Source organism: Natribacillus halophilus (assembly GCF_900100185.1).
In the GTDB taxonomy this organism is placed as follows: domain Bacteria; phylum Bacillota; class Bacilli; order Bacillales; family Marinococcaceae; genus Natribacillus; species Natribacillus halophilus.
Genome location: NZ_FNEN01000002.1, coordinates 373098 through 400031 on the forward strand (window position 1 = coordinate 373098; position 26934 = coordinate 400031).

Genomic DNA, 26934 nt, shown 5'->3' on the forward strand with positions numbered 1-26934 from the left:
AGTATAAAAAAGGCCTCTAAAGTTGTCAATTAAAAATCTCAGCCATTTCGGCTGAGATTTGCATAATATACTTCAACAATCCTGATTATCGTTCATAATTCTGTTTTTCTTCCACACTTTCATCCTGGCGATGGATCACCAGTTGTGTTCCCTTATTACGCGCGATCTCGCGGCCACGTTTAACCGCTTCTTTTTTATTGGCAAACACTTCGGATGGCTGATAAGCGCCTTCCGCCTGGACAGCCCAACCGCCGTCTTGATGCGGAGTCACAAACTGCGGGCGCTCGAGCAATTCGGGACGGCTGTTATCCCGATCGCCTTCCACACTCGTATCTCCTTCTTTTAAAAATTGCTGAATCTCCTTATCGGTAGCATTCTCATGCCACTCCTTCGCTTGTTCAGTAGCGATCGGTATCGCCCTTCCCTCATCATATCCATCCTCGAGCATGGCATTCCCGATTTCAATGGCCTTCTTTTTAACTGCTTTATCAAGGTTCTTCAATGAAGAGGGATAGTCATTCATATTCCAGGCCATGGTAATCCACCTTTCGTTTTTAATGACTATTTCCGAAAGCTATATATGTTAAACGCAAGCTATAGCTTTGACAAGCTGACTTATTTTCCGATACGCTCTTTGTACGTCAAAGGAGGAGTCCCGTCGATGAAGGGAAGTGCTTTGGAAGAAAAACCGCGGAAACAAAGTGTGCGTCAAATGTTTGCTGATTTATTTTCCAGGGTTCGGCCGCATTGGCGCTTGACTTTGATCGCGCTGATCGCCGTACTGTTTGTGGCGTTGATTGAGTTTGCTCTTCCGCAATTTATACAATACACGATTGATGTCGTCATTCCTGAACAGCAGCTGGATATGCTCATCTGGATTATCGTCGGTGTCATTGGCGGGGCCACCCTTCTCATAGGTTTTCAGTTTACGGGGAGCTATCTGATGGCGATCGTCGGTCAACGGGCTCTTTATACGCTGCGAAATGATCTTTATAGCCATATGCAGCACGCGGATGTTTCCTTTTTTGACCGTAACCGCACCGGGGATTTAATGTCGCGGATGACGAACGACGTCAATATGTTGCAGCAGTTGCTGTCTTCGGGCCTTTTAAATTTGATGACGGATATTTTCATCTTTATCGCGATTTCCACGTATATGTTTTATGTCAATTGGCAGCTGGCCACGCTTATTTTGTTGACGTTTCCCCTTCTCTTTTTTCTCACCCGTTATTTTGCCAAACGGATACGAAGGGCTTATTGGGAGGTCCAGGGAACCCTGGCTGACATGAATAATCATTTGCAGGACACCTTTTCGGGCATTCGCCTCGTCAAATCGTTTGCCATGGAAGGCCATGAAGAGGAGCAATTTTCCAGACGCAACGAATCAAACCGTAAGGCGAACATTCATGCTGCCAAAAACTTCTCGTTGTTTGGACCTCTCGTGAATTTTGTCAATTACCTAGGCATGGCCATCGTGATTGTCGTTGGCGCCTGGCAAACGATCGGCGGGGAAATGACCGTCGGCATGATCGCCACCTTTATCGTGTATGTGCGTCTTTTACAAAACCCCATCAGACGGGTGAGTCGCTTGATGAACACGATTCAACAGGCGGCGGCAGCCTATGACCGGATTATGGCGGTCCTGGAGACGAAACCGGTCATACAGGATCCCGCCCACGCTAAACCGTTAGACATTCGCCACGGGGATATTCATTTTCATCATGTCTCTTTCGCTTATGAAGATAACCTTGTGCTCAAAGAGGTCGATGCCCACTTTCATGCCGGAAAAACAACCGCAATCGTCGGTCCTTCGGGTTCGGGAAAAACTACCCTTACGCAGCTGATCAGTCGGTTTTACGATCCTACAGACGGTCACATTACTATAGATGGCACGCGCATTGACGAGGTCACGCTTTCGTCTCTGCGCTCGCAAATCGGTGTCGTCAGCCAGGATGTCGTCCTGTTCAATGGCACGATTTATGACAACATTGCCTACGGCCAGACACAAGCCAGTTTTGACGACATCAGGCAAGCCGCGCGCGTGGCTTACGCGGATAGTTTTATCGAAGAGCTGGCGGATGGATATGAAGCCACTGTCGGCGAACGGGGCGTGAAGCTCTCCGGGGGGCAGAAACAGCGGATCTCCATTGCCCGCGCCCTGCTAAAAGACCCGAGCATCATTTTGCTCGATGAAGCCACCTCTGCCCTTGATACCGAAGCGGAAAAGACGATTCAGGCTGGCCTGGCGGAATTGCTTCAGGATCGCACAACGCTTGTTATCGCCCACCGTCTTTCAACGATCCAAAATGCCGATCACATTATCGTCCTTGATGAAGGGCGTATGATCGAACAAGGAACGCATAGGGAATTGCTGGAAAAAAACGGCCATTATCGACGTCTGTATCAGTCGCAGTTTCAGCAGCAAGTGTTTAGCTGAACATCGAGATCAACGATTTTGACATGTATTTGCCCTTTTAGGGACACAGATATGTTACAATACGGGGCAACGTCTGATTGATGGTTATCAATATAGGATTTTTTGCTATAAAGTGTTTTATTCACTTTCATTTATCCGTTATAATCACGTTAGGGAGGTGAGATACAGATGCCATTCGTCATTACTTCACCCTGTATAGGAGAAAAAAACGGATCTTGTGTAGAAGTATGTCCGGTTGATTGCATCGAAGAAGGTAAGGACATGTTCTACATTGATCCGGATATCTGTATAGATTGCGGTGCATGTGAGCCCGTATGTCCGGTGGAAGCTATTTATCCAGACGATGAAGTACCGGAAGAAGAAGCTCAATACATCGAAATAAACCGCGCTTTTTATGAAGGATAGTCAGATACTTTTTTCGGTACAGGTGCGGGCAACCTTACAGGTTGTCAGCATCTGCTTTTTTTCCCGGTGGATTTTTTTAGGGCTGGCGTGGTATAACAGTTAAAGTGAGGGGGATTCATACATATGGGGAAGGTTGATTTGCATAACCTCTGGCGCGGATTAATCATGGGGGGATTTGAAACGGTTCCCGGGGTCAGCAGCGGGACCATCGCCATCGTTCTCGGCATTTATGAACGTTTAATCGCCTCGATTAATGGATTGTCGACACGACAATGGAAAGATAGTCTCGCTTTTCTTGTGCCGCTTATAGCCGGCATTTTATTGGCTGTCTTTTCAAGCGCCCAGGCGATTAGTTGGCTTTTTGAAAATTACCCGAATCAACTTTCATTTTTTTTTCTCGGATTAATCATCGGGGTTGTGCCTTTTCTTTTGAAAAGTATTGATTATAAACGGTCCTTTTCAGGTATTCATTATTTTATCTTATTTATTTCCTTTGCCTTGATCGTTTGGTTTGGGTTTGTACAGAATCCCGGCGGACAAATGAGTATGCTTGATTCGCTCACTACCCAGAATTATATAGCCATCTTTTTTCTCGGCTGGGTCGCCAGTTCGGCCATGATTCTGCCGGGATTAAGCGGCTCCCTGATTTTACTGTTGTTCGGCTATTACAGGACGATTATTGATGCACTGGAAAACTTTCATTTCCCGATTTTGCTGACCCTGATCGCAGGCATCGGTATCGGTGTCCTGATTACAAGTAAAATCGTGCATTTCTTTTTGAAACAATTTCCGGTGGGGACATACGCGGTGGTCACCGGCATGGTATTAGGGTCTGTGTCGGTGATATTTCAGGGGATACCTGCCGGCGTTAGTGGACTATTGGCTTCATTGATCGCCTTTATCCTGGGCTTTTCTGTTGCCTTTTTTCTCGGAAGAGTCGAACACAAGCAATGAGGTGACTTATGGACTATTTGATCTATCTGCTTATCGTATTCGTGGGAGCTGCGATCCCTCTTATCGAATATATGGTCGTTATTCCCATCGGTATTATTGTCGGGTTACCGACCATACCAATTATTATAATCGCCTTTCTCGGAAATTTAGCCACCGTGCTTCTGCTCATCTTACTCGTGGACAAGGTGCGCGAGCTCATAAGGAAAAGAAGAAGGGAAAAGGCTCCTGTTCCCGAGCCTGCTGAAGCTGCTGAAGAAGATAGTGTTGAGCACATGGAAACGGAAGCCGACGATACCGCCGAAACCTCCGCGTATGAAAAGTACTCAAGCAAACAAACCCAAAAAGCCTATAAATTATGGGACAAATATGGATTGCCAGGGCTCGCGATCCTTGGGACCGGCTTGCTCAGCAGCCATTTAACAGCCCTTATGGCTTGTACTTTTGGAGGCAACCGCGCCTACGTATCGATATGGATGATCATTAGTCTTGCCATTTGGTCGATCGTTACCGGTGTTGCGGTTCACCTGGGGATGGATGCGTTTTTTCGTTAGTTCAAATCTTAAATACAGCCACCGTTAACAAAATCCACCCGACGATAAAAGCTACGCCGCCGATCGGTGTAATCGCGCCGAGCCAGGTCATTCCGGTCAATGCCATCGTGTAAAGGCTCCCGGAAAAGACAATGATGCCGAAAAACATCAATCCTCCCGACCAACCGAGGAGGGCATTACCCCCAGCCAGCGCTGCTGTCAGCCCAGCAGCGATCATTCCCAACGCGTGAAACATATGATACTGGACGCCGGTTTGGTAGTTTTCCAGCATTCGCTCGCTGACCCTTCCTTCCAGGCCGTGGGCACCGAATGCGCCTATGGCTACCGCGAGCGCTGCCATTATGGTTCCGATGGCCAATATAATTCTTGCCATTTTATTTTCACCACACTTTCGCGAGCATGTTTTTTCGTTCTGCCCTACCACAATGATACGTTAAGGGTGCATACAGCAACGTTGAGGACCTAAAGGCTTACGATACAATACGTTAGGGCTTCATTAGCCAGGGTTGACGACCTTACGCCTTACGATACAACGCGTTAGGGCACCATTGGCCAACGTTGACGACCTAACGGCAGATGACACGATACGTTAGGACGTCATCTGCCATTATTGACACCCTAACGCGTTTTCATGATCAAAATTCCAGTAAATTCCTGCTGTTATTCGATCCTTCTTGCTCCTCCCGCGGGCGATGAATGGACACGGGGCCATCCGCATCCGCTGGTTCCGCTTTTACCGAAGTCTCACTGCCCTCTGCCAGCAACTCGCTGTATGCACGCAGCAGCCGCGCATGTTCCCGTATCTTTTCAGCTGAAGCCCCATCGGCAACCGTACGCTCAAGTTGCTCTGTTTCCCGCTTGATTTTCGCTATCAACGTTTCTGCAGAGACGTGCATCAAATCCCCCCTCATCGTTCCCCGGCTATTCGGTTAACTCGAGAAATTGTTCAATATCATCCACAATCGGACGCGTGGCTTCAAGCCAGAAGTCTTTTTTCGTAATATCTGCATTCAAGTGTTTCTCGGCCAATTTTTCAACGGGCATAGCCGCCGTATCTTTTAACAAAGAAATATAGGCCGCCTCAAAGTCATCCTGATCTTCCCGCAGGCGTTGGTAAACCCCTAAACTGAACAAATACCCGAACGTATAAGGAAAATTATAAAACGGCGTTTGCGTGATAAAAAAATGCAGTTTCGACGCCCAAAAGTGGGGATCATATTCATCCAACTCTTCACGATACGCTTCTTTTTGAGCCTCTACCATGAGCGCTTTCAAGTCATCCGCGCTTAACCACCCCTGTTTTCGCTGTTCATAAAAACGTTTTTCAAATAAAAACCGGGCGTGGATATTCATGAAAAAGGCACAACTGCGATTGATTTTTGTATCGAGGAGCTTGATTTTTTCTTCTCTGGTTTCGGCCTCCTGAACGGCGGCCTCAGCAATGATTTGCTCGGCGAAGGTTGAAGCGGTTTCGGCGACATTCATCGCGTATTTCGTCGTAAAGTGCGGCAACTCCTCCATCGCGTGTTGATGAAAAGCATGACCCAGCTCGTGTGCCAATGTCTGTACACTGCCCGGCGACCCGTCATACGTCATAAAAATACGACTCTCGCCGGAGACGGGAAAGGATGTACAAAAGCCGCCCGGGCCTTTGTTGTCACGGTCTTCGGCTTCGATCCATTGTTTGTCAAATGCTTTCCGGGCAAAATCAGCCATGGCCGGACTGACGTTGCGAAAACGTGTTTCGATCTCGTTCGCAGCTTCATCATATGGAATCTCTTCGCTTCCGACGTCTGTCTCTATCGGCGCCGAAATATCATGCATGTTTAACGACTCAATGCCGAGCCAGGCTTTTTTACGGCGGATAAAATCAACAATCGTCGGTTTCACCTCTTCAATCGCGCTCCACATGGCGTCCAGCGTTTCTTTTTGCATACGGTTAATCATCAATGGTTCTTTCAAAGGATCCTCCCAACCCCTTTGTTCATAAAGGCCGAGACGGAAACCCGCTAAATGATTGATCGTTTCGGCGAATAAATCTTCATGCTCTTCCCATTTGTCAGCGAGGGCTCGCGACCACTTTTCCCGTATTGCACGATCGCTACTCCCCGTTTTATTATTCGCCTGGCCGACAGAAAGTGTTTCCCCATCTACGGTTACACGCATTTGCGCCACCAGCGTACTGTACATGTCGTTCCAACCGTGATAGCCATCCTGGCCTAATGCCTCGGCAAGTTGTTCCTGTTCCGGTTTCATCTTTTTCTTGATTCGTTCCCGGCGTTCGGTAAGCGGAAAGGAACGCTTCGCCATGTCCGGACGTGCCAAAAGCTTCTGCCAGTCTTTGTCCGATATATGTAAAAGATGAGCTTGCAATTGTGTGCGCAATGGCTTAAGATCTGCCTTCCACTGTTTTGCCCTTTGATCCTTCACATTGGCACTGACAAGACATGTGGTAAAGGCAAATGCTTCCTGCAGCTTTGCCATCAGCTTCTCCAATTCAAGAAAGTGGTCTGCAAACGTCTCGACATCCCCTTTTGCGAGCGATTCCACTCGTTGCTGCAAACCCTTAATATCCGTTTCCAACTGTTCAACAAAAGATGTGAACTCCGAAGAATCTACGCTTCCTCCGTCAAAAATGGACGATAAATCCCACTGTAGTTTTGACATCTCTACACCATCCCATATAAAAAATTCACCGATAAAAAGGACCTTCCCATAAGGTCCTATTCCCGGTTAAAGTGTCAACGTGGTTGCACTCGCTCATATCCATAAGGTTCGATTTTGGGGAAATTTTCATTATCCACGATCCAATAGCTGCCTTCATTATCCTTGACGATCACTTCATCTTGTTGCAATGCCTCCCGAGCGCGATCAACATCTTCGTATCGCTCTGCCGGGATTTGCATATCATCGATTTTAATCATCGTTTCACCTCCGGACATATGGTGTATTTAGGTTTTCCCGTAATCGGAAAACGATAAACAGGCTAAATGAACGTTTTTACATATCCATTTGTGGGTATCATTCTGATAGGAACCATCACCCTAGAAGGAGTTGTCAATCATGAGCTCAGATTCAGGTCTTTTCCGAATGAACGTGAAAAAAGCCAACGGAGAAGAGATAAGTCTCGGTGACTACCAGGGAAACGTATTGCTGATCGTGAATGTTGCCTCCGAGTGCGGATTCACGCCTCAATATGAACAACTGGAAGACATCTACGAAGAATATCGGGACCGGGGGTTTGAAGTCCTCGCTTTTCCGTCCAACGATTTCGGCGGGCAAGAGCCCGGGAGCAATGAAGACATCGCGGCGTTTTGCGAAGAAAATTATGGTGTCGAGTTCGAAGTGTTTGACAAGGTTCATGCACGCGGGCAGGCTCAGCATCCCCTCTACCAATGGTTGCTCGACAAGTCAAACCCCGGCGGCCAAATCGACTGGAATTTTGAGAAGTTCATTATCTCCAGAAACGGCGAAATCCTCGGCAGTTTTAAAAGCGCCACCCGCCCGGATGACCCACAGATCAAGCAAATGATCGAACGGGGCCTCGAACAGGAATGAAGGCGTTAGCCTTCTTCTACCCCGCTCGCACACCATTGAATCGTCTCTCGGCCGGACCGTTCCAGAAACGCGTTGGTTTTGGAAAACGGTCGGCTGCCAAAAAAGCCATTATGAGCAGCTAAAGGACTCGGATGAGGAGATCGCAAAACGGCATGCTGACTTTCGATGAAGGTCACTTTTTTTTGGGCATGCCGCCCCCATAGAATAAAAACGACCGGATCTGTTTTTGCGCTCACGCATTTAATCACTTGATCCGTAAACGTTTCCCAGCCTTTGCCTTGATGGGAAGCCGCTTCATGGGCTCGAACGGTCAAAACCGTGTTCAAAAGCAATACCCCTTGTCGGGCCCACCCGCGCAAATCCCCGTTTTCCGGCATTTCACACCCTATATCGCTGACCAGTTCCTGGAATATGTTCCGAAGGGACGGAGGAAGTTTCACCCCCGGCTGCACGGAAAAGCTTAAACCATGTGCTTGCATCGGTCCGTGATAAGGGTCCTGGCCCAGAATCACGACTTTCGTATTTTCATAGGATGTATAATGCAGCGCGTTAAAAATATCAAACATATCCGGATAAATCGATTTTTCCGCGTACTCTTTTTTTAAAAAGGCGCGAAGTTGTTGGTAATAATCTTTTGTAAACTCTTCATGCAAATGTTCGGACCAATCGTTGTCCAGAGGCACCTTCAATGTGTTCATTCCTCCTCCCCTTGTTTCACGTGAAACATGCCTGGTCTATTTATGATAAGGCGTGCCTTTTTGAATTTGCAGTGCTCGATAAATTTGTTCTACAACCATTAAGCGCATGAGCTGATGAGGAAAAGTGAGCGTTGAAAATGACCAACGTAAATCGGCTTGCTGTAAAACGTCATCGCTGAGACCAAGTGAACCGCCGATGATAAACGTAAGATGGCTTCGTCCGTGCAAGGCAAGTTGATCGATATGAGACGCCATTTCTTCCGAGCTGAACATTTTGCCTTTACGATCCAGGGCAATGACATACGATTGCGGCTTTACATGTTGCCATAGGCGTTCTCCTTCTTTTTTCATCACCTGCTGCGCTTCTTTCTCGCTGAAACGTTCCGGCGCACGTTCATCTGCAACCTCGGTCATCGAGAATTTCACGTCTTTTTTCAGACGCTTTTCATATTCCTCGATGCCTGCCAGTAAGTATTTTTCCTTGCATTTCCCAACGACGAGCAACTGAATGTTCATCCTGCCAGACCCCTTATCCACAAAAGTTATCCACATATTAACAAAAACCTGTTGGTTTTTCTTCTGTTTCCTGTGAATCTTCGGCTTATATGTTACCTTGCGTGTGGACAGAAACGTGCAAAGGAATCCCCAAAACCTTGAGGACTCCTTTATCAGCTGCCCTTAAATACTGTCTTGTTGTTCTTCGAGTTCGATCGTTGTTTCCTGTAATTCACCATCGCGATAGAAAGATATCGTGACTTCATCGCCTACGGAGAGTTCCGTATAGAGATACATACGCAGATCGTGGGCAAACTCGATCTCTTGTTCATCCATGGCCACGATCACATCATATTCCTGTAGGCCGCCGTTATCAGCCGAAGAGCCTTGAATCACGTTCGTAATAAAGACACCTGCGGTGACATCCTCCGGTAAATTAAGCGTTTCCTGCCAATGATAACTTGGAATATCACTGATGGAGCCCATCTCGACCCCTAACTCAGGCCGCTGCACTTCACCCACGTTCTCGATATCTTCAATGACAGGCAGGGCAATGGATGATGGAATCGCGAAACCCATCCCTTCTCCCTGGGCGATTTCCATGGAATTAATGCCGACGACTTCACCTTGAGCGTTCAGCAACGGGCCGCCGCTATTGCCCTGGTTAATCGCAGCATCTGTCTGAATGACTTCCGAATTCCAGTCAATCTGGCCATCGCCTGTCAGGTCAACCGGAATGGAACGGTCTACCCCACTAACAATGCCTTGCGTAACGGTACGAGCAAACGTCGGCCCCAAAGGATTCCCGATCGCGATCGCCGGCTCCCCGGGCGTCAGATTATCCGAATCGCCAAAGTCGGCGACGGTATCAATGTCATCCTCAACATCCTCGGTAGAAATACTTAATACAGCGAGATCCGTCCATATGTCCTCGCCGACAATTTCAGCTTCCACGCGCTGGCCTTCGCTCAAACTGACTTCCACTTGATCGGATTCCCGTATCACGTGCTCATTCGTCACGATAAAAGCCTGGCCATCTGCCACATTGTAAATCACCCCGGAACCGGTGCCGGCCTCGATGCCTTCGCCTTCACCGCCAGGTTCTCCCTGGGGACCGCCGCCGCCACCCCAAAAGTTTTCTTCCTGCATATTAAAGACGCCGACAACGGCATCAGAAACGCCTTCCACGGCTTCTGTAACATCCGTGTTAATATCAAAGTCTACCTGCTCCGTATCACCGGCAAAGTAATCGTCATTTGTAGAACCTTCTTCAGCAGAGTCTTGAGCCCCCGGGTCTGCTGCGTCATCGGTTTGCATGAGAGCAACGGACGCGCCCACGACAAGCGCGCCAAGGATGGCCCCGACAAAACCGGATAGCCCCATGCCACGGCGACGTTTTTGATTCTCTTTGCTTTTATTGTCCACGTGATCGTCATAGTAGCCCATCTACTCCCTCCACCTTTCTTTTTCTGTTTCTCTAATGAAATTAAAGAAAACTTGGCTTATCGCCAAGCCTGGCGAAAGCCTTAGTTGCACTTATCTGCAGAAAAAAACTGTCGTTTCCAGTTATATTAGCACCTATTTTAATCTACCCGAAATGAACGATTTTCACTCATAATTTCACATTAATTTCTGGATGGGTGTCGGCATATAGGGGTCTGTGTCACGAATTTGTACGCCGTTTGTCGTACAATCAAATTCATATGTTCCCAACGTTTGTTCAACGGTCATTCTTGCCAGTTGCTTCAAATTATTATCCTGGCTCAAGTGGGCCAGATAAACGTACCTTGTCCGATCCCCGATGATCGATGTTAAGGCTTTCGCCGCGTCATCATTTGATACGTGCCCGGTATCTCCGAGAATTCTGCGTTTAACATTCCAGGGGTACCGCCCCATTCTCAGCATATTCATGTCGTGGTTCGCTTCGAAGATAAGGGCATCGGCATCCGCGAGTACCCCCTTGATATGCTGACTGACATAACCCATGTCGGTGGCCAGGGCTATTTTTTTATTTTCATGATGGAAGACAAAAAACATCGGGTCGACAGCGTCGTGCGATACTGCGAAAGTCTCTACATCCAGATCGGAAAAAGGATAAACACCTCCCGTTTCGATATGAAAGCATTGGGAGGTGTCGACAGGCCCGAGATCTTCAGCCATCCGCTTCCAGGTTTTTTCATTCGCATAGACCGGGATTTGGTATTTGCGGGCCAGGACACCGACCCCTTTGACATGATCGCTATGTTCATGGGTTACAAGCACGCCGTCAATATCGGCAATCGAACGATCGATCTGCGCAAACATTTTCTCTATTTTTTTGCCGGTGAGTCCGGCGTCGATTAAAAGCCGGGTCTTACTCGTCTCCACATACATGGCGTTTCCCGTGCTGCCACTGGCTAAAACACTAAAGGCCATCCCCATACCGATTCCTCCTACGGCTCTTGTATTCTCACTTCCCCTTCAACGGCCGAAACGAGATAGACATCCGGAAGCTGCTCTTCGTTCTCATACTGTTCACGGACGACAATCCGATAGTAAGGAGAAAACATAACCTCATCACTCGCGAATTCTTCAGACAACGCGCTGTAATACACATGGTCAACGTTTACCACCGTTGAATTGTTCGTCATTTCGTTTTCCTCAATCAAGATGTCAATCGCTTCCATTGCGGAGTCCGTTGGCTGTTCTGCCATGTTTTCCGTGTAAATCAATTGTTGGGAAAAGGACTCAATCTCTCCGTTTTCATTTTCATAAAGGGAAAGATGGGTATTCCCCGGAGCGATAAGGGTTCTCCCTTCATGATGGTAGTAGTAATTCACTTGCGATTCATCTCTGTTGGCGAAGCGATACTCTTCGCCTTCATACACGTAGTTATCGATGAAATCCCGCCGTTCGGCCCAGGCATTATCCTCCTCGATATCGTAAGGTTCCTCCAGCCAAACCGTGATTTCTCCTTCCTCAAATTCCGCATCGCTGAATACATCCTGTTCCTCATAGATGTCGAATTCAGCAGGAAGGTCATCAAGTATGCTGCTACGAACGACAGACAGAGACTCGTCGTCATCAGGAAGGTCGGTATCAATCTCGATATTCTGGCGGTCAATGTGCTCCTGTAAGCTTTCTCCGGTCTCCTCGTTCATCGCGTGATTTTCCATATTATCCATCAGTTGAAAGATCAGGAACGTGTTCAACAGCAAAAAAGTGAAAATAAAAATCGTCTTTGTTCTATTCCAGTCCATTTATCTCTTCCTCCCGATCATCAGCATCCAATCGATACCAACTGTCATCACTTCTTGCATACCAATGGGGAGTAATCTCAACAAAAGTGTCGACTCTTTCCATATCATAGCCGATCCGTATATCCTGGATATCACTCATCTGCAGATGATCGTTTTCATCAACGGCCGCCAGTACGGTTTCACCATCAGGAAGTTCTTCCGTATTCTCGTCGTAAGGTTCCTGATCGTTAAAACTAAAAGCAGGCCGATCATATCCGGAGATCTCACTATTTTCCTGCACGACGTCGATCGAGGCATAGTCATGGGGAGAGGATCCCGTATCCAACACAGGCAGACCCTCCACCATCATTCGGAATTGAGCGAATTCGCTTTCTCCGGATACATTCCAATCATAAAGCTGATAGCTATTTGTAAACCCGCCGTGCGCATTAACGAATTCATAAGCAGAGCGAATAATATCATCGTCACTATTTGCGGACGTCTGATTTTGCGGGTAATCATACTCAATGAAATTACCGAGGCTACTGACTCTCATTTGTCGATCACTGGAGTAATAGAGCTCTTCTTCTCCGACGGTTTCCTCTTCCGCATTGAGCAAAGATTCCGGATCCCCAAATAAATAGGGAAGAAGCATTTCTTCATTAATATCAATGGATCTGTACTGAAGGGAAGGATATGTGACAGACTCAGAGGGCAAATACACCGGTTTTTGTAAAGGCCCGTCGTAGTCTCCGACATGTTCTTCAACGGCATAATAGACACTACTGTCGTCCATATGGTCCATGTACTCCTGAAACTGGACCGTTGCCATATCTACATAACCTTCCAGCACCTGCTGCTCTTCAAAAGAAACGAACTGAACACGCACATTTTCTCCTTCTTCTGCGATCAGCACCCGTTCAAATGTAAACGTATCTTCATACTCCTCGAGGAGGACTTCATCATCTTCCAGAAAGTCATCGATCAGCTGCAAGGGAATCTCCGTCGGCAAAATAAGCTCTATTTTATCCTCTTGACCTTCATAAATCTGCTCTTGATCAATATCTTCAAGCATTTCGAAATCACCCCATGAAGAGGAAAGAAGGTCTTCCATAACCTCATCGATAAAATCTTCATCGTCAGCGGTACTCATCCAGGGTTCATTGTTGCGATGAAAGGTCATAGCCACCGGAGCGATAACCTCGTTCATTTCCACTTGATCAGCGAGAGGCTCACTCTCTTCCACACTTTCATCCTCCAGGGCCTCTAAATCAGGCTGGTAAGTCCATACTTGCCAGGTGAGAATGAGACTGGAGATAATCAATATCGACAGAATCACTGATTTGATTTGTTCAATCACTGCTCTCACCTACCTCCGGATAGGAATTGTAGGGCAAGGATAGCGTGATTCTCGTCCCTTGCCCGGAGGCCCCGGACGCCCAGATCGAGCCGCCGTGAGCTTCAACCAACTCTTTCGCGATGGCAAGCCCGAGCCCGGTGCCGCCCAGGCTCCTGGCACGAGCCTTGTCCAGGCGATAGAAGCGCTCAAAGATTTTGTGCTCATCCTTTTTGGGAATGCCCTGTCCTTCATCCTCGATATAAACGAGAGCCTTTTCCCCTGTTAGATCGGCTCCGACTGTAATCGTGCCGCCCTCAGGGGAGAACTTAAGCGCATTGGAAATGATGTTATCAAGGACTTGTGTCATTTTGTCACTGTCAATATTCACCTGTAAAGGCATTTGTATAAAATCTCTAACCAAAGTCATATTCCGGTCCCTGGTCAACATTTCGAATCGATCAACGACATCGTGCAACCAGCTCACCAAATCATACTCGAGCGTTTGAATGGAATGACCCTGCACATCCATCCTGGAAAGTTGTAATAGGTCATTAACGAGTCGAATCATTCGATCCGTCTCTACTTGTATGACGCCCAGAAAACGGGGAGCAAGATTTTCATCCGCCATGGCACCTTCTTCCAATGCTTCCATATAACTTTTCAACGTTGTTAACGGCGTCCGCAACTCATGGGAAACATTGGCCACGAATTCCCGTCTGTCTCGATCCAACTTTTCCTGTTCGGTAATATCATGGAGCACGCTGATCAATCCGGTGATCGCCCCGTTTTTGTTTCGAATTTCCGAAAAACTGGCTTCCAATACGAAATCCTCGCCTTCATCACTGAAATCAAGGACGACCGGTTCCGAATAATCGTAGAGATCGCTCGGCGAAAGCCGTTCGGATAGGTGCAGGATTTCGGGAAGCGGTTTTCCTTTCGCTTCTTCGCTGTTCAATGACAACAAAATCTCGGCTCGTTTGTTGAGAAGGATGATATGGCCGAGTTCATTGGTCGCGATGACGCCATCTGTCATATTGGAAAGAACAGAACTGAGTTTTCGACGTTCACCTTCTGTCGTTGCATTTGCTTCTTTCAGATTCATCGCTAACGTATTAAAGGAGGAAGCAAGCTCACCGATCTCATCATTCCCGTAAACCCGGACGCGACGACTATAGTCCCCTTCACTCATGACCGCCGACTGTTTCTGCATATCCTTAATGGGCCGGGTAACCGTTCTGGACAAAAGAATGCCGAGCGCAGCTGTTATAGCCAGCGCTACGCCTCCACTCGTCATAAGAATGTTATTAATTTGGGCTACTTCGCCGTACATATCTTCCATGGAAGCTTCCAAATGAATGGCGCCGATAACCTGATCATCGTTGTCATGCAATGGTTCCGTGATGACGCGGATCCGATGACCGGTATCGGAGTCCAACATGATTTCATTCGTATCTTCATCGAGCAATGCCTGGGAGACGCGTATTTCCGTATTGAGCAAGCCATCATTTTGCGTGCCGGGTTGGTTGTGGGCCAAGATATTCTGTTGGCTATCCACGACTTGAATCGTCGTGCCCGTCCCGCTTACCTCGTTTACGGCATAACGGGAGAATAGATCGTTAAGCTCTTCGCTGATATCCGTCTCATTCTCATCATCTCCATCGGCCTGCATCAACACTTGCTCCGTATTGTATGAAAGCAAGCTCATCTGATCTTCAAGGGCTTCCCGATGATTTTCAACAAACTGCTCCTCGAGGCGATCCATAAAGAATACGCCGATCACTTGCAGCGCGATAAACAAGAGCATGACATATATAAAGATGAGCTTAAATTGAAAAGATTTGAAGAAACCCTTTAATTTCTCCATGGGCGATTACTCCTGTTCGGGATGTCGTAAATAATAGCCTACGCCTCTCCTCGTCACAATCCAGGCCGGATAACTCGGGTTATCTTCCACCTTCTCCCGCAACCGACGTATCGTTACGTCAACGGTTCGTACATCGCCAAAATAATCATATCCCCAGACGGCTTGCAAAAGGTGTTCCCTGGACATCACTTGTCCAATATGACGTCCTAAATAATGAATGAGCTCAAATTCCCGATGCGTCAATTCAATCGGGTCCCCACGCTTACGAACGAGATAGGCCTCAGGGTCAATCGTTAAATCGCCGATGTGTTTAATGTCCGTGTTTTGTCGTTCGGTTTCGGGTACGACCTGTAGCCTGCGGATATTTGCCTTTACGCGCGCCAGCAGTTCACGGGTGCTGAACGGTTTCGTGACATAGTCATCGGCTCCGAGTTCAAGGCCGAGCACTTTGTCGATCTCCGAGTCTTTCGCCGTAAGCATGATAATCGGCATATCATATTTTTTGCGAACTTCACGACAAACTTCCATGCCGTCTTTATTCGGCAGCATAATATCCAGTAAAATGAGGTCAGGAACAAATTCATGGACTTTTTCCAGCGCTTCTGTGCCATCATATGCCACTTCTATTTTAAAGCCCTCTTTTTGCAGGGAAAACTCAAGAATATCAGCGATCGGTTGTTCGTCATCAACAACGAGTATTTTTTCATTCATGTTCTACTCTCCCCATTTCTGCTTTATTCTCGTTTATTGTAACATAGTGGCACAAGAAATGATTTATCACTACAAAAAACCCCGGATCACTCCGGGGCGTCATTTATAAAGTGGTGGCTCGAGGCGGAATCGAACCGCCGACACGTAGATTTTCAGTCTACTGCTCTACCGACTGAGCTATCGAGCCAATATGTAAATGGCGGGCCTGACGGGAATCGAACCCGCGATCTCCTGCGTGACAGGCAGGCATGTTAACCGCTACACCACAGGCCCGTGAAAGTGGTGAGCCATGGAGGATTCGAACCTCCGACCCTCTGATTAAAAGTCAGATGCTCTGCCAACTGAGCTAATGGCTCATAACACCTAAAGACAAAACTTATCTTAGCATGTACAGGCTTTAAATGCAATGGGGCATGAAAGCTTGATCGTTAGAAAATCCTATTCAACAGCAACCCAATGACGAGGAGGATAACGATGTTCAAAAGAACCTTACACCGGCCTTTCCCGCTCCCTGATGAGCCCTGGTTAATGACGCAGACATGGAAAGAGGTATTATTCGCCCATTGGCCCGTTTCTCCGGAATATCTGCAAACTAAAATTCCGGATCCCCTGGAGATTGATACTTTTGATCGGCAAGCCTGGATCGGGATTATCCCGTTTGACCTCGTGCAATTACGGGCTCATTTTCTGCCACCCGTGCCCTTTGCTCATTCGTTTCCCGAAATTAATGTTAGAACGTACGTCACCTTTAATGGCCAACCGGGGGTCTATTTTTTCAGCCTGAGTGCTGCTCATCGCCCCGCGGTCTTTGCGGCACGCACATTTTTCCACCTTCCTTATGATTATGCCGATATAAAGGTGAAAAAGAATAAAGAAACCACCGATTATCGCAGCGTACGAGAAGATAATGGTTTTGAAGCTACTTATCAACCGGCTTCACCCATTTATACAGCCGGAAAGCAAACGCTGGATCACTGGCTTACGGAACGCTATCGTTTGTACACAACCCATAAAAACAAGTTATACGCTCTCGATATCCATCACGTCCCCTGGCCGCTGCAACAAGCCGAAGCCAATATTCACGTAAATACCATCGCCGCCGGCCAGGGGCTGTCCTTACCCGATACAAAACCGTTGCTCCATTATGCCAGAAAGCAAAAAGTGTTCTTCTGGCCTCTGCACCGTTGCACCTGATATGCTGATAGTGACCTTTTGACGATAGGAGCCTTAACACAAATGATACGACAAGCGAGCAATGAAGACATAGAAGCAATAATGGCCATCGCATCCAAAGCTGTCCAGGTGATGAACGCGGAGGGAAGCGATCAATGGAACGAGTCGTATCCAACAGTGGAGCATTTTTTGCAGGACATCGAGGAGCACACATTGTTCGTAATGGAAAACGACCAGCGTACGGTCGGTTTTATCACGATTGACCAGGATATACCTCAGCGCTTTGAACATCTATCATGGAGCTATCCTGATCATGAAGCCGGAACGTTTCACCGGCTTGCCGTCGATCCGGCTGTTCGCAATATCGGCGTGGCCGCAGAGCTTATCCGTTTTGCCGAAGCTAAATGTCAGGATGAAGGCTTAAAAGCGATGAAAATTGATACGTACGCCCTTAACAAAAAAGCGCGCCATCTATTCGAACGTCTCGGTTACAACCTCGTCGGATATTCGCGTGGAGGGACCGACAGAACGCAACCGTTTTATTATTATGAGAAAGTATTAACCGATGAGGAGGCAGGATAACATGGAACGTTCAGAACGTATCAGAAACGCCTTGCACAATCGCACGGTTCCATTGCCCGATGGCACTTTACTTCCCAGCATTGGGCAAGGCACATGGAAAATGGGAGAGCACCCCGACAAAAAGGCTGATGAAATCAAAGCCTTGCAGATCGGCCTTGATTTAGGGATGAATGTCATTGACACAGCGGAAATGTATGGAGATGGACAGTCTGAACGAGTCATCGGCGAGGCCCTCCACCAACGCAGGGATGAAGCTTTTCTCGTCTCGAAAGTGTATCCCCACAATGCAGGTTCAGGAAACATCCGCACGGCTTGTGAAAACAGTTTGCGTCGCTTGAGAACTGATTATCTGGACATGTACCTTTTGCACTGGCGAGGATTTTCAGGGTCCCTTGAGGACACCGTCGAGGGATTGGAAGCTCTCCGCGAGGAAGGCAAAATTTCAAGGTGGGGGGTATCCAACTTTGACACTCCGGATATGAAAGAACTGCTGGAGATCAAAAATGGCAGTCATTGTGCCACGAATCAAGTGTTGTATCATTTAGGATCACGGGGCATTGATTATGATTTACGCCCATGGCACCGGGAACAGCAGATGCCGATGATGGCCTACAGCCCGCTTGGACAGGGCGGTTCACTCATCAGCCAACTGACGAACAACCTGACCATTAAGGAAATAGCTGAAAAGCATGAGGCAAAACCACTGCAAATCGCACTGGCATGGACGATTCGGACCAATGACGTCATCGCCATACCGAAAGGGACGAGCCCCACTCATGTGATTGAAAATGCCGAAGCCGCCACGATCGAGTTGTCAGCGGCTGACCTGGAAAAGATCGACGAGGTTTTCCCAAAACCGGAGCAAAAAATGCCCCTGGATATCATTTAAAAGAACGACCCCGGCATGCTTGCAAGCACCGGGGTCGTGCACTTTATAGTTTAAGGGAAATATATTTCGTCTCCAGAAACTCATCCATTCCCTGGTGACCGCCCTCACGGCCGATACCGCTTTCTTTCCAGCCACCGAAGGGGGCTTGCGCCGTGGAAGGGCCGCCGTCGTTTAAGCCGACGATGCCGTATTCGAGTTGTTCGCTCAAGCGGATCGCTTTGGATACATCGCTCGTAAACAGATACGAAGCCAGGCCATAGATCGTATTGTTCGCCCGTTCAATGGCTTCCTCCTCGGTTTTAAACGTGGAGATCGGGGCGAGAGGGCCGAACGTTTCTTCATTCATACAGGCCATGTCCTCGGTTATCCCATTCATCACTGTGGGGGTGAGGAATAGACCGTCGGACTTTTTACCACCGGTAACGACTTTTGCGCCTTGCTTCTCGGCATCTTCAATATGCGAAAGCACCTTGTCGACCGCATCCCCATCGATCATCGGACCGATATCGGTGGCTTCGTCCAGTCCGTTTCCGACATTTAGATCTTCAACCGCTTTTTTGAATTTGCTCGTAAATGTTTCTTCAATGGACTCGGCAACATAAATACGGTTCGCGCAGACACACGTTTGCCCGCCGTTGCGGAATTTGGATGTGACCGCCTGTTCAACCGCGTTATCGATGTCCGCGTCTTCAAGCACGATTAAAGGCGCATGGCCGCCGAGTTCAAGGGAAATTTTCTTCATCGTTTCGGCAGCACCGCTCATCAATGTTTTTCCGACTTCTGTGGAGCCGGTGAAGGTGAGCTTACGCACGCGTTTGTCTTTTTGCCAAGCCTCGGAAATTTCGCTGGCTGAACCGGTCACAACATTGATGACACCTTCGGGGATGCCTGCCTCACCCGCCAATTCCGCAAGTTTGAGGGCTGTGAGCGGCGTTTGTCCGGCAGGCTTGATGACGGCTGTACATCCGACCGCGAGTGCCGGCGCTATTTTTCGCGTGATCATGGCTGCCGGAAAGTTCCACGGGGTGATGGCGGCGACGACACCGACAGGTTGCTGTGTGACAAACAAGCGCTTGTCCGGTGCTGAAGCCGGGATTGTCTCCCCGTAGGCACGTTTTCCTTCTTCCGCGTACCATTTGATAAATGAATTCGCGTAACTAATCTCTCCGCGCGCTTCCTTAATTGATTTCCCCTGTTCTTTTGTCATCGTGCGCGCGAGTTCCTCATGGTTCTCGCCGATCAGCTGAAACCATTTCTCCAGTTTGTCGCTTCGATCCTGCGCCGTAAGTTTAGACCAACCCGGAAATGCTTCATATGCCGCGTTAGCCGCTTTCTCTGCCTCATTTTTGCTCCCTTTCGGAACGGTATCAAGAACGTCTCCCGTTGCAGGATTGGTCACATCGGTTTGTTCAAGGCTCTCGCCTGTCCATTGGCCATTGATAAGTAATTGCATCGTCGTGCGTCTCCTCCTTTTGCTTTTTCTTATCTATCCCCAAATGAGCAAAAGTTGAAACATCGGCCGCAAATGATGGCAGAGGGCAGGGCGAGAGCCGCGCACCCCAAATGGACCATTCCGTCATTTTAAGGGGCGCTGGAACTGCCAGCGCCCCCCATTTGGATCATTCTTGCATTTTGGGGGGCGCAGCAAGCGCCAGCACCCCCCATTTTGATCACTTTTTCATTTTAAGGGTCGCGGGAGTGCGTTCTTGCTTGAGCCCGGTGGGACCGGGTCATTTACCCCAACCTGCACTAGCTCTTCACCTATACACCCCACACCCCGCGCACTTCGTTCGTTTGCGCGCGGTCGGGTCCGACGGAGAAAATGGATAAAGGGATATTCGTAAGCTGGGCGACGCGCTCTGCGTAATGGCGGGCGCGCGGCGGGAGATCACCGAGACTCCGCGCGTTGGTAATATCTTCGCTCCATCCCGGCATTTCCTCGTAGATCGGTGTGCACTCTGCCAGCACGTTCAAACTCGCCGGGAACTCTTCGAGACGTTCGCCCCTGTATTCGTAAGCGACACAAATTCTCACCGTCTCCAGCCCCGATAGGACATCGAGACAATTCAGGGACAAGTCAGTGATTCCGCTTACCCGACGCGCATGCCGAACGACGACGGAATCAAACCAGCCGACGCGGCGGGGGCGTCCGGTCGTTGTCCCGTATTCATGGCCTCTTTCGCGAATCCATTCGCCCGTTTCATCGGTCAATTCGGTTGGAAACGGACCGTCGCCTACTCTCGTCGTATATGCCTTTGATACGCCGACAACGTGCTGGATTTTTGACGGACCGACCCCGGAGCCGATCGTGACACCACCGGCAATCGGGTTCGAAGACGTCACAAACGGGTATGTGCCTTGATCGATATCCAGCATCACACCTTGTGCCCCTTCGAACAGGACACGCCGCCCCTGGTCGATGGCATCATTCAAAACGACGGACGTGTCGCAGACATATTCGGCGAGACGTTGGCCGTAATCATAATATTCATCGAGAATATCATCCACCTGAAACCCTTCCGTTTCATAGATTTTTTCCAGTAGACGGTTTTTTTCACGCAGATTACGCGCGAGTTTGTCGGCGAATTCTCCTTTTTCCATAAGGTCGGCGATGCGAATGCCGACACGGGCGGCTTTATCCATATAGGCGGGCCCAATACCCTTTTTCGTCGTCCCGATCTTGCTCGCGCCCTTGCTTTCCTCTTCGACGATATCGAGTTTAATGTGATAGGGCAGAATGACGTGCGCCCGGTTGCTGATGCGCAAATTGCTCGTATCAATGCCGCGAGCCTGAAGCCCTTCCAGCTCTTCGACCAATGCCTTCGGGTCAATCACCATCCCGTTACCGATGACACAGATCTTTTGCTCAGAAAATATCCCGGAGGGCACGAGATGCAATTTGTACGTTTCACCGTCGAACTTGATCGTATGCCCCGCGTTATTGCCCCCTTGATAACGGGCAATCACTTCCGCGTTTTCCGATAGATAATCCGTGATCTTCCCTTTGCCTTCGTCCCCCCACTGTGTTCCTACGATAACGATGGATGGCAAAAGACTCACCTCTTCCCGTATGACTATTGTTCATGTTTTATCATAAAACCGGACTTTATTGTATCAAAATGAGTAAATGCCGTCAAAATTTCCGAACGGTTTCAACCATCGTCCACTCTTTCGTTCGTCATTATGCTCCGGGCGGCGCTACATTTTCGTCGTATTTGCGATCGAGGTTCACAAATTTGTTGTATTCCTTAATAAACGCAAGCTCGACGTTTCCTACGGGGCCGTTTCTTTGCTTGGAAATAATAATTTCAATGATGTTTTGATTTTCGGCTTCCTGATCGTAATAATCTTCCCTGTATAAAAAAGCAACGATATCCGCGTCTTGCTCAATGCTCCCGGACTCCCGCAAATCCGACATCATCGGGCGTTTATCCTGGCGTGACTCCACGCCCCTGGAAAGCTGCGACAGAGCAATGACCGGCACATTCAACTCGCGGGCGATCGCTTTAAGGTTACGTGAGATTTCCGACACTTCTTGTTGACGGCTTTCCGACCCCCGTCCCTGAATAAGTTGCAGGTAATCGATTAAAACCATGCCAAGCCCTTTCTCCTGCTGCAAACGCCGACACTTGGCACGGATATCCGCGACTTTAATCCCGGGAGAATCATCGATATAAACACCGGCACGCGAAAGTGTGCCCATCGCCATCGTCAGTTTTTCCCAATCTTCTTCCAGCAGTTGGCCCGTGCGCAGACGGGAACCGTCGATATTTCCTTCTGCGCAAAGCATGCGTTGTACGAGCTGTGACGCCCCCATTTCCAGGCTGAAGATCGCCACATTCTCATCGGTTTTCGTCGCGATATTTTGTGTGATATTGAGGGCAAAGGCTGTTTTTCCCATGGAAGGCCGGGCGGCAACGATGATTAAATCACTGTTCTGAAAACCCGCGGTCATGCGGTCCAGCTCCTGGAAACCACTGGCGACCCCCGTGAGGGCATCACTGCGACTCTGCAGCATTTCCAGGTTGTCATAGGTCTCCATGAGCACTTCCTTGATGGATTGAAACGCCCCCGGAGCTCGGCGGTTCGACACCTCCAGAATCTTTCGTTCCGCATCCCCGAGCACATCTTCCACTTCTTGTTCTTCCGTGTACCCTTCGGAAACGATAGACGTTGCCGCGCGGATGAGCCGACGTAATAGCGCTTTTTCCTCAATGATCCGTGCGTAATAACCGACATTGGCGGCCGTGGGAACAGCATTGGCGAGATCGGTGAGATAAGAGATTCCACCCGCTTCTTCCAGCCATTCATAATCCTGTAATTGCGAGGTGACCGTTACAAGATCAATAGGCTCTCCCTTTTCGGAAAGATCGCTCATGGTCCGGAAAATCCGTTGGTGGGCAGCCCGGTAAAAATCATCGGGCTTTAGACGATCAAGAGCGCTGGCAAGGGATTCGGCTTCAAGGAAAATCGCACCTAATACGGCTTGTTCAGCTGCTATATTTTGTGGCGGGGTCCTGTCCCCGGTCAATAAATCACTCAACACACAGCCTCCTTTCCCCACTCATGTCTAGTTTTGCGCTTTAACATGAACATCAACCGTAGCGATGATTTGCGGATGAATCTTGATCCCGACTTTTGTTACCCCAAGCGTACGGATGGGCTCTTTCAAATCGATTTTGCGCTTATCTATATCGAACCCTTTTTGTTTGAGCGCCTCTGTAATTTGCTTGGTAGATACCGCTCCGAAGAGACGGCCTGCTTCGCCTGCCTTCGCGGAAATCTCCACGGTCGTCTCTTCCAGTTCCATCTTTTTCAGCTGCGCATTTTCGAGCTCCTGTTGGGCTTTTCGTTCATCCTGTTCTTTTTTCTTTTCCAGTTGTTTGAGATTGCTTTTTGTGGCTTCGACAGCAAGGTCATTCTTAAATAGATAATTACGGGCATAACCTTCGGATACGTCTTTAACTTCGCCTTTTTTCCCTTTGCCTTTAACATCTTTTTGAAAAATGACTTTCAATCTGTACTTCCTCCTTCCAAATATTCATCGATGGCCGTTTGCAAACGGTTCTCAGCTTCCGATAAAGAAACCGTATCCAATTGGACAGCGGCATTGGTAAGATGACCGCCACCGCCTAATTTTTCCATAATGATCTGAACATTTACATCTCCCAACGAACGGGCGCTGATGCTGACACGTTGATCTTTCAGCTTTGAAATCACAAAAGATCCCTTGATACCGTTCATCGTGAGCAACGTATCCGCCGTCTGCGCGATGAGTACTTGATGGTAATATGCCTCATCTTCGTTACGCGCAATCGCCATGCCGTCATGATAGATATAGGCTTTCTCAATCAGTCGGGAGCGCTGTATATATTGATCAAGGTCTTCTTTTAACAGCAGTTGCACAGCTGTCGTGTCGGCGCCGTTGGCCTTAAGATAGGAGGCGGCATCAAAGGTGCGGGACCCGGTGCGGATACTGAAATTTTTCGTGTCCACCATCATCCCGGCGAGCATGGCGGTTGCTTCCAGGGCATCCATCGATACCCGCTTCGGCTGATACTCCAAAAGTTCCGTGACCAGCTCCGACGCCGAAGAGGCATAGGGTTCCATATAGACGAGGGCAGGGTCATCGATGAACTCCTCGCCCCGGCGGTGATGGTCGAGCACGACGACACGATGAACACGATTAAGCAGCTTCGGTTCAATCACGAGCGACGGTTTATGGGTGTCCACGACGACGAGGAGCGTTTGCCTTGTTAAATGCTCCAGAGATTCGCTTGGCGTTATAAATCGCGACCAGAGATATTCGTGTTGTTCCACTTCATCCATAAGCTTTTGCACATCCGGACTGACTTCATCGGGATCAACGACGATATAGGCATCTTTTTCATTCACTTCCGCGACTTTCAATACGCCAATGCCGGCGCCGATCGCGTCCATATCAGGGTTTTTGTGGCCCATGACGATCACCTGGTCACTTTCAAGCACGAAATCGCGAAGCGCGTGGGAAATGACACGGGCACGCACGCGGGTTCTTTTTTCGATCGCATTTGATTTGCCGCCGTAAAAACGGACTTGCCCGTTCCTTTCTTTAATAACCACCTGATCTCCGCCTCGTCCGAGGGCGAGGTCCAGGCTGGACTGGGCAAGTGCCCCGAGTTCTCGGGGGGTCTTTTCGCCACTGCCGATGCCGATGCTGAGTGTGAGCGCGACATTTTCCTTTGACGTCCGCTCGCGGATATCGTCGATGATTTGAAAACGATTCGTCTCAATATCGGTAAGGATTTGATAATCCAGCAGCGCGATAAACCGGTCATCAGCCACACTTCTTAAGAAGATATTATGCTCATTCGCCCATTGATTGAGCAGGGAAAGCACCCCTCCCCGCAGACGACTCGTCACCTGATCATCCAATCCCTGTGTCACGTCATCATAATTGTCCAACAAAATATGAGCGATAACCATTTGTTCCTGGTCGTATAATTCCTGTGTTTGAACCGTTTCCGTCATATCAAAAAAATATAAAAGCCGCTCTTCCGCCCGTTGATACACATAATACTCACGATCATTCATTTGCAGGTGATGTTCTGTCTGCTTGTTTTGAAGTAAGCCGGGCAAATCGCTGGAAAGGGCGGTAATGGATTTTCCCAAATATTCATCCGGTAGATAAGCATGCAGATATGGATTAACCCATTGAATGTGTTCGTTTTGATCATACAATAAAATACCGACAGGCAAATTTGTGACAGCCTTCTCTCCCGCACGATTGACACGATGGCTTAACGTTGAAATGTATTTTGCCAAATCCGCCTGCACTTGTTTGAGCACATAGTAGGCAAGCCACCCAAAACCGATGAGAATAGCAAACCCTACCAATGCCAGTTGCCATTGAAAGAAAGCAAGTATCGTGTTCATAACAACCGCTATGACGAAAACGAACACAATCGGATAATAATACCAATGCTTTTTTAAAAGATTGGGCATCTGTACAACCCCTACTTCTTTTCAGATTTGATCCGGTTTTTTAAATCAAGGCCGATATCCAATATCCCAAGAATTCGTACGAACACTTGGACGAGCGGAAGCATTAATCCCGGAAAAAGGATCAGGATTGGAAGCGCTCTTGTTATATTTCGCATATAGACAAACTGGAACATGACCGATGCACCCTGAATGATCATGGCAAATTCCAGTAATGGAAAAATATTGGATACAATCATATGCATCGTTGTACCCTGATCTTCGATGACCGCCAGGCTCATAATAATGCCGGCCAGGTAGAACCAAAGAAAAAACCTTGGCAGAGACCATTCACGCAGTGGCGGAAACCGATAAGCGCGAGAGGTGAACCTTCGCAAAAATTGATGGGAAATAACCTGTGTCAAAAAAGCATACCCAATGCCTGTCATAACCATAATTAATGGGGCCACTTGCGGGATTTGTCCGATATTATCGCGATACATATCCAGCTGTTCCTCATCTACTTCCTGATCAAGGGACGTTAATACTTGTTCAGCCGAATCAACCGAATCTTCCATCCCGCTTTGCAACGCTTCAAAAGGATGGATATCCAGAATCACAACCGAACCGACGAATAGAAGTACAAGTGTAAAAATGTAGCTGATACTGCCTGCGTAGAGGGTCTGAAAGGCTGAGCGTTTACGATAGTAACTGATCCCGACGACATAACCGCCGACGGCAAAAAGAAGCACGAGTGGAATGGCAAACGCCGAAGCAATTAATAAGCTGACAACAAAACTGACAGCAAGAACCATCGCTCCGGGCTTCGGCCCAAAACGGATCGTGTAAATCAGAAGGGGAAGGGGAAGGATCCAGACGAATATGATCCCCAACACAGGGATGTAAACGGTTGCCGCCGTCAAAACTGCGAAAAGGGCAGTCATTACGGCTCCCTCAGTTAATTTTCGTGATTGATTCATGCAGCCACCCCTTGAAACTTGGCCATTCAGGTTCAACCAGCCATTTCACTTTATGTTTTACTGGTCTATTGTAGCCCATACATCTTTAAAATGAAAGAAGAACACTGCCATCGGTTCGGC

At 48.4% G+C, this 26934-nt stretch carries 27 protein-coding genes and 3 tRNA genes; 8 read left to right on the forward strand and 22 right to left on the reverse strand.

The window, feature by feature from the left end; genetic code table 11:
• Positions 1 to 85: 85 nt before the first annotated feature.
• Positions 86 to 535, reverse strand: coding sequence for a DUF2188 domain-containing protein (locus tag BLS58_RS04145; RefSeq protein WP_090396283.1), 450 nt, complete (start codon positions 533 to 535; stop codon positions 86 to 88).
• Between the two features lie 126 nt (positions 536 to 661).
• On the opposite strand from BLS58_RS04145, the gene BLS58_RS04150 reads away from it, so the two are divergent.
• The 4 genes from BLS58_RS04150 to BLS58_RS04165 all read left to right on the forward strand — a co-directional run bounded on the left by BLS58_RS04150 (position 662) and on the right by BLS58_RS04165 (position 4347).
• A complete protein-coding gene (locus tag BLS58_RS04150; RefSeq protein ID WP_090396284.1) occupies positions 662 to 2437 on the forward strand; it encodes an ABC transporter ATP-binding protein in 1776 nt (591 codons plus the stop codon).
• 168 nt (positions 2438 to 2605) lie between these two features.
• On the forward strand, positions 2606 to 2842 hold the full coding sequence (locus tag BLS58_RS04155) for a ferredoxin family protein (RefSeq protein ID WP_090396285.1): 237 nt from the start codon (positions 2606 to 2608) through the stop codon (positions 2840 to 2842).
• Between the two features lie 123 nt (positions 2843 to 2965).
• Positions 2966 to 3796, forward strand: a complete 831-nt coding sequence (locus tag BLS58_RS04160) for a DUF368 domain-containing protein (RefSeq protein WP_090396286.1) — start codon at positions 2966 to 2968, stop codon at positions 3794 to 3796.
• A gap of 8 nt (positions 3797 to 3804) precedes the next feature.
• The gene (locus tag BLS58_RS04165; RefSeq protein ID WP_090396287.1) at positions 3805 to 4347 is read left to right on the forward strand and encodes a small multi-drug export protein; all 543 of its coding nucleotides are present in this window, start codon (positions 3805 to 3807) and stop codon (positions 4345 to 4347) included.
• Between the two features lies 1 nt (position 4348).
• Here the strand turns inward: BLS58_RS04165 and BLS58_RS04170 are convergent, their stop codons facing one another.
• The 4 genes from BLS58_RS04170 to BLS58_RS04185 form a co-directional block, all read right to left on the reverse strand.
• Positions 4349 to 4720 (reverse strand): DUF423 domain-containing protein, encoded by a 372-nt coding sequence (locus BLS58_RS04170; RefSeq protein WP_090396288.1) that lies wholly within the window; start codon positions 4718 to 4720, stop codon positions 4349 to 4351.
• A 262-nt stretch (positions 4721 to 4982) separates the two neighbouring features.
• On the reverse strand, positions 4983 to 5243 hold the full coding sequence (locus BLS58_RS04175; RefSeq protein WP_090396290.1) for a DUF5327 family protein: 261 nt from the start codon (positions 5241 to 5243) through the stop codon (positions 4983 to 4985).
• A 25-nt stretch (positions 5244 to 5268) separates the two neighbouring features.
• Positions 5269 to 7014 carry a M3 family oligoendopeptidase gene (locus tag BLS58_RS04180; RefSeq protein ID WP_090396292.1) on the reverse strand — a complete coding sequence of 582 codons (1746 nt, stop codon included), beginning with the start codon at positions 7012 to 7014 and terminating at the stop codon, positions 5269 to 5271.
• Positions 7015 to 7088: 74 nt separating this feature from the next.
• Positions 7089 to 7271, reverse strand: a complete 183-nt coding sequence (locus BLS58_RS04185; RefSeq protein ID WP_090396294.1) for a hypothetical protein — start codon at positions 7269 to 7271, stop codon at positions 7089 to 7091.
• Between the two features lie 139 nt (positions 7272 to 7410).
• Here BLS58_RS04185 and BLS58_RS04190 point away from each other — a divergent pair, with 139 nt between their 5' ends.
• Positions 7411 to 7905, forward strand: a complete 495-nt coding sequence (locus BLS58_RS04190) for a glutathione peroxidase (protein ID WP_090396296.1) — start codon at positions 7411 to 7413, stop codon at positions 7903 to 7905.
• A gap of 5 nt (positions 7906 to 7910) precedes the next feature.
• Here the strand turns inward: BLS58_RS04190 and BLS58_RS04195 are convergent, their stop codons facing one another.
• The 11 genes from BLS58_RS04195 to BLS58_RS04245 all read right to left on the reverse strand — a co-directional run bounded on the left by BLS58_RS04195 (position 7911) and on the right by BLS58_RS04245 (position 16586).
• Positions 7911 to 8603, reverse strand: a complete 693-nt coding sequence (locus BLS58_RS04195) for a uracil-DNA glycosylase (RefSeq protein WP_090396298.1) — start codon at positions 8601 to 8603, stop codon at positions 7911 to 7913.
• A 36-nt stretch (positions 8604 to 8639) separates the two neighbouring features.
• Positions 8640 to 9119, reverse strand: coding sequence for a 23S rRNA (pseudouridine(1915)-N(3))-methyltransferase RlmH (rlmH, locus tag BLS58_RS04200; RefSeq protein ID WP_090396300.1), 480 nt, complete (start codon positions 9117 to 9119; stop codon positions 8640 to 8642).
• A gap of 162 nt (positions 9120 to 9281) precedes the next feature.
• Positions 9282 to 10544, reverse strand: coding sequence for a S1C family serine protease (locus tag BLS58_RS04205; protein WP_090396302.1), 1263 nt, complete (start codon positions 10542 to 10544; stop codon positions 9282 to 9284).
• 174 nt (positions 10545 to 10718) lie between these two features.
• The gene (locus tag BLS58_RS04210) at positions 10719 to 11519 is read right to left on the reverse strand and encodes an MBL fold metallo-hydrolase (protein WP_090396304.1); all 801 of its coding nucleotides are present in this window, start codon (positions 11517 to 11519) and stop codon (positions 10719 to 10721) included.
• 11 nt (positions 11520 to 11530) lie between these two features.
• Positions 11531 to 12337: a two-component system regulatory protein YycI gene (gene yycI, locus BLS58_RS04215; protein ID WP_090396306.1), complete on the reverse strand. Its 807-nt coding sequence runs from the start codon at positions 12335 to 12337 to the stop codon at positions 11531 to 11533.
• Positions 12324 to 13676 carry a YycH family regulatory protein gene (locus BLS58_RS04220; RefSeq protein WP_176764597.1) on the reverse strand — a complete coding sequence of 451 codons (1353 nt, stop codon included), beginning with the start codon at positions 13674 to 13676 and terminating at the stop codon, positions 12324 to 12326. Before BLS58_RS04220 ends, yycI begins: the two co-directional genes overlap by 14 nt.
• Entirely contained in the window at positions 13669 to 15519 is a 1851-nt protein-coding gene (gene walK, locus BLS58_RS04225) for a cell wall metabolism sensor histidine kinase WalK (RefSeq protein ID WP_090396309.1), read from the reverse strand. The genes BLS58_RS04220 and walK overlap by 8 nt, the downstream gene beginning before the upstream one ends.
• Positions 15520 to 15525: 6 nt before the next feature.
• Positions 15526 to 16230 carry a response regulator YycF gene (yycF, locus tag BLS58_RS04230; protein ID WP_090396310.1) on the reverse strand — a complete coding sequence of 235 codons (705 nt, stop codon included), beginning with the start codon at positions 16228 to 16230 and terminating at the stop codon, positions 15526 to 15528.
• 111 nt (positions 16231 to 16341) lie between these two features.
• A tRNA-Phe gene (locus tag BLS58_RS04235) sits at positions 16342 to 16417 on the reverse strand.
• A 10-nt stretch (positions 16418 to 16427) separates the two neighbouring features.
• A tRNA-Asp gene (locus BLS58_RS04240) sits at positions 16428 to 16503 on the reverse strand.
• A 7-nt stretch (positions 16504 to 16510) separates the two neighbouring features.
• Positions 16511 to 16586 (reverse strand) — tRNA-Lys (locus BLS58_RS04245).
• Positions 16587 to 16704: 118 nt separating this feature from the next.
• On the opposite strand from BLS58_RS04245, the gene BLS58_RS04250 reads away from it, so the two are divergent.
• The 3 genes from BLS58_RS04250 to BLS58_RS04260 are packed head-to-tail and all read left to right on the forward strand — an operon-like array spanning position 16705 to position 18874.
• Positions 16705 to 17424 (forward strand): YqjF family protein, encoded by a 720-nt coding sequence (locus BLS58_RS04250; RefSeq protein WP_090396313.1) that lies wholly within the window; start codon positions 16705 to 16707, stop codon positions 17422 to 17424.
• A 42-nt stretch (positions 17425 to 17466) separates the two neighbouring features.
• Positions 17467 to 17985 carry a GNAT family N-acetyltransferase gene (locus tag BLS58_RS04255; RefSeq protein ID WP_090396315.1) on the forward strand — a complete coding sequence of 173 codons (519 nt, stop codon included), beginning with the start codon at positions 17467 to 17469 and terminating at the stop codon, positions 17983 to 17985.
• Between the two features lies 1 nt (position 17986).
• Positions 17987 to 18874, forward strand: a complete 888-nt coding sequence (locus tag BLS58_RS04260) for an aldo/keto reductase (protein ID WP_425433663.1) — start codon at positions 17987 to 17989, stop codon at positions 18872 to 18874.
• 43 nt (positions 18875 to 18917) lie between these two features.
• Here the strand turns inward: BLS58_RS04260 and BLS58_RS04265 are convergent, their stop codons facing one another.
• From BLS58_RS04265 to BLS58_RS04290, 6 genes are all read right to left on the reverse strand, one after another.
• Positions 18918 to 20327 carry an NAD-dependent succinate-semialdehyde dehydrogenase gene (locus tag BLS58_RS04265; protein ID WP_090396319.1) on the reverse strand — a complete coding sequence of 470 codons (1410 nt, stop codon included), beginning with the start codon at positions 20325 to 20327 and terminating at the stop codon, positions 18918 to 18920.
• Between the two features lie 308 nt (positions 20328 to 20635).
• Complete coding sequence (locus BLS58_RS04270; protein WP_090396321.1) at positions 20636 to 21925, reverse strand: adenylosuccinate synthase; 1290 nt, start codon at positions 21923 to 21925, stop codon at positions 20636 to 20638.
• 130 nt (positions 21926 to 22055) lie between these two features.
• Positions 22056 to 23417: a replicative DNA helicase gene (gene dnaB / locus BLS58_RS04275; RefSeq protein WP_090396323.1), complete on the reverse strand. Its 1362-nt coding sequence runs from the start codon at positions 23415 to 23417 to the stop codon at positions 22056 to 22058.
• 27 nt (positions 23418 to 23444) lie between these two features.
• Complete coding sequence (gene rplI / locus BLS58_RS04280; protein ID WP_090396325.1) at positions 23445 to 23891, reverse strand: 50S ribosomal protein L9; 447 nt, start codon at positions 23889 to 23891, stop codon at positions 23445 to 23447.
• Positions 23888 to 25858: a DHH family phosphoesterase gene (locus tag BLS58_RS04285; RefSeq protein WP_090396327.1), complete on the reverse strand. Its 1971-nt coding sequence runs from the start codon at positions 25856 to 25858 to the stop codon at positions 23888 to 23890. The genes rplI and BLS58_RS04285 overlap by 4 nt, the downstream gene beginning before the upstream one ends.
• Before the next feature lie 11 nt (positions 25859 to 25869).
• Positions 25870 to 26814, reverse strand: a complete 945-nt coding sequence (locus tag BLS58_RS04290; protein WP_090396329.1) for a YybS family protein — start codon at positions 26812 to 26814, stop codon at positions 25870 to 25872.
• Positions 26815 to 26934: the final 120 nt, after the last annotated feature.

What these genes read in the sequence shown, in the direction of transcription:
- BLS58_RS04145 (WP_090396283.1), bottom strand. Translation starts at nt 535, where the DNA reads ATGGCCTGGAATATGAATGACTATCCCTCTTCATTGAAGAACCTTGAT.
- BLS58_RS04150 (WP_090396284.1), top strand. Translation starts at nt 662, where the DNA reads ATGAAGGGAAGTGCTTTGGAAGAAAAACCGCGGAAACAAAGTGTGCGT.
- BLS58_RS04155 (WP_090396285.1), top strand. Translation starts at nt 2,606, where the DNA reads ATGCCATTCGTCATTACTTCACCCTGTATAGGAGAAAAAAACGGATCT.
- BLS58_RS04160 (WP_090396286.1), top strand. Translation starts at nt 2,966, where the DNA reads ATGGGGAAGGTTGATTTGCATAACCTCTGGCGCGGATTAATCATGGGG.
- BLS58_RS04165 (WP_090396287.1), top strand. Translation starts at nt 3,805, where the DNA reads ATGGACTATTTGATCTATCTGCTTATCGTATTCGTGGGAGCTGCGATC.
- BLS58_RS04170 (WP_090396288.1), bottom strand. Translation starts at nt 4,720, where the DNA reads ATGGCAAGAATTATATTGGCCATCGGAACCATAATGGCAGCGCTCGCG.
- BLS58_RS04175 (WP_090396290.1), bottom strand. Translation starts at nt 5,243, where the DNA reads ATGCACGTCTCTGCAGAAACGTTGATAGCGAAAATCAAGCGGGAAACA.
- BLS58_RS04180 (WP_090396292.1), bottom strand. Translation starts at nt 7,014, where the DNA reads ATGTCAAAACTACAGTGGGATTTATCGTCCATTTTTGACGGAGGAAGC.
- BLS58_RS04185 (WP_090396294.1), bottom strand. Translation starts at nt 7,271, where the DNA reads ATGATTAAAATCGATGATATGCAAATCCCGGCAGAGCGATACGAAGAT.
- BLS58_RS04190 (WP_090396296.1), top strand. Translation starts at nt 7,411, where the DNA reads ATGAGCTCAGATTCAGGTCTTTTCCGAATGAACGTGAAAAAAGCCAAC.
- BLS58_RS04195 (WP_090396298.1), bottom strand. Translation starts at nt 8,603, where the DNA reads ATGAACACATTGAAGGTGCCTCTGGACAACGATTGGTCCGAACATTTG.
- rlmH (WP_090396300.1), bottom strand. Translation starts at nt 9,119, where the DNA reads ATGAACATTCAGTTGCTCGTCGTTGGGAAATGCAAGGAAAAATACTTA.
- BLS58_RS04205 (WP_090396302.1), bottom strand. Translation starts at nt 10,544, where the DNA reads ATGGGCTACTATGACGATCACGTGGACAATAAAAGCAAAGAGAATCAA.
- BLS58_RS04210 (WP_090396304.1), bottom strand. Translation starts at nt 11,519, where the DNA reads ATGGGGATGGCCTTTAGTGTTTTAGCCAGTGGCAGCACGGGAAACGCC.
- yycI (WP_090396306.1), bottom strand. Translation starts at nt 12,337, where the DNA reads ATGGACTGGAATAGAACAAAGACGATTTTTATTTTCACTTTTTTGCTG.
- walK (WP_090396309.1), bottom strand. Translation starts at nt 15,519, where the DNA reads ATGGAGAAATTAAAGGGTTTCTTCAAATCTTTTCAATTTAAGCTCATC.
- yycF (WP_090396310.1), bottom strand. Translation starts at nt 16,230, where the DNA reads ATGAATGAAAAAATACTCGTTGTTGATGACGAACAACCGATCGCTGAT.
- BLS58_RS04250 (WP_090396313.1), top strand. Translation starts at nt 16,705, where the DNA reads ATGTTCAAAAGAACCTTACACCGGCCTTTCCCGCTCCCTGATGAGCCC.
- BLS58_RS04255 (WP_090396315.1), top strand. Translation starts at nt 17,467, where the DNA reads ATGATACGACAAGCGAGCAATGAAGACATAGAAGCAATAATGGCCATC.
- BLS58_RS04260 (WP_425433663.1), top strand. Translation starts at nt 17,987, where the DNA reads ATGGAACGTTCAGAACGTATCAGAAACGCCTTGCACAATCGCACGGTT.
- BLS58_RS04265 (WP_090396319.1), bottom strand. Translation starts at nt 20,327, where the DNA reads ATGCAATTACTTATCAATGGCCAATGGACAGGCGAGAGCCTTGAACAA.
- BLS58_RS04285 (WP_090396327.1), bottom strand. Translation starts at nt 25,858, where the DNA reads ATGCCCAATCTTTTAAAAAAGCATTGGTATTATTATCCGATTGTGTTC.
- BLS58_RS04290 (WP_090396329.1), bottom strand. Translation starts at nt 26,814, where the DNA reads ATGAATCAATCACGAAAATTAACTGAGGGAGCCGTAATGACTGCCCTT.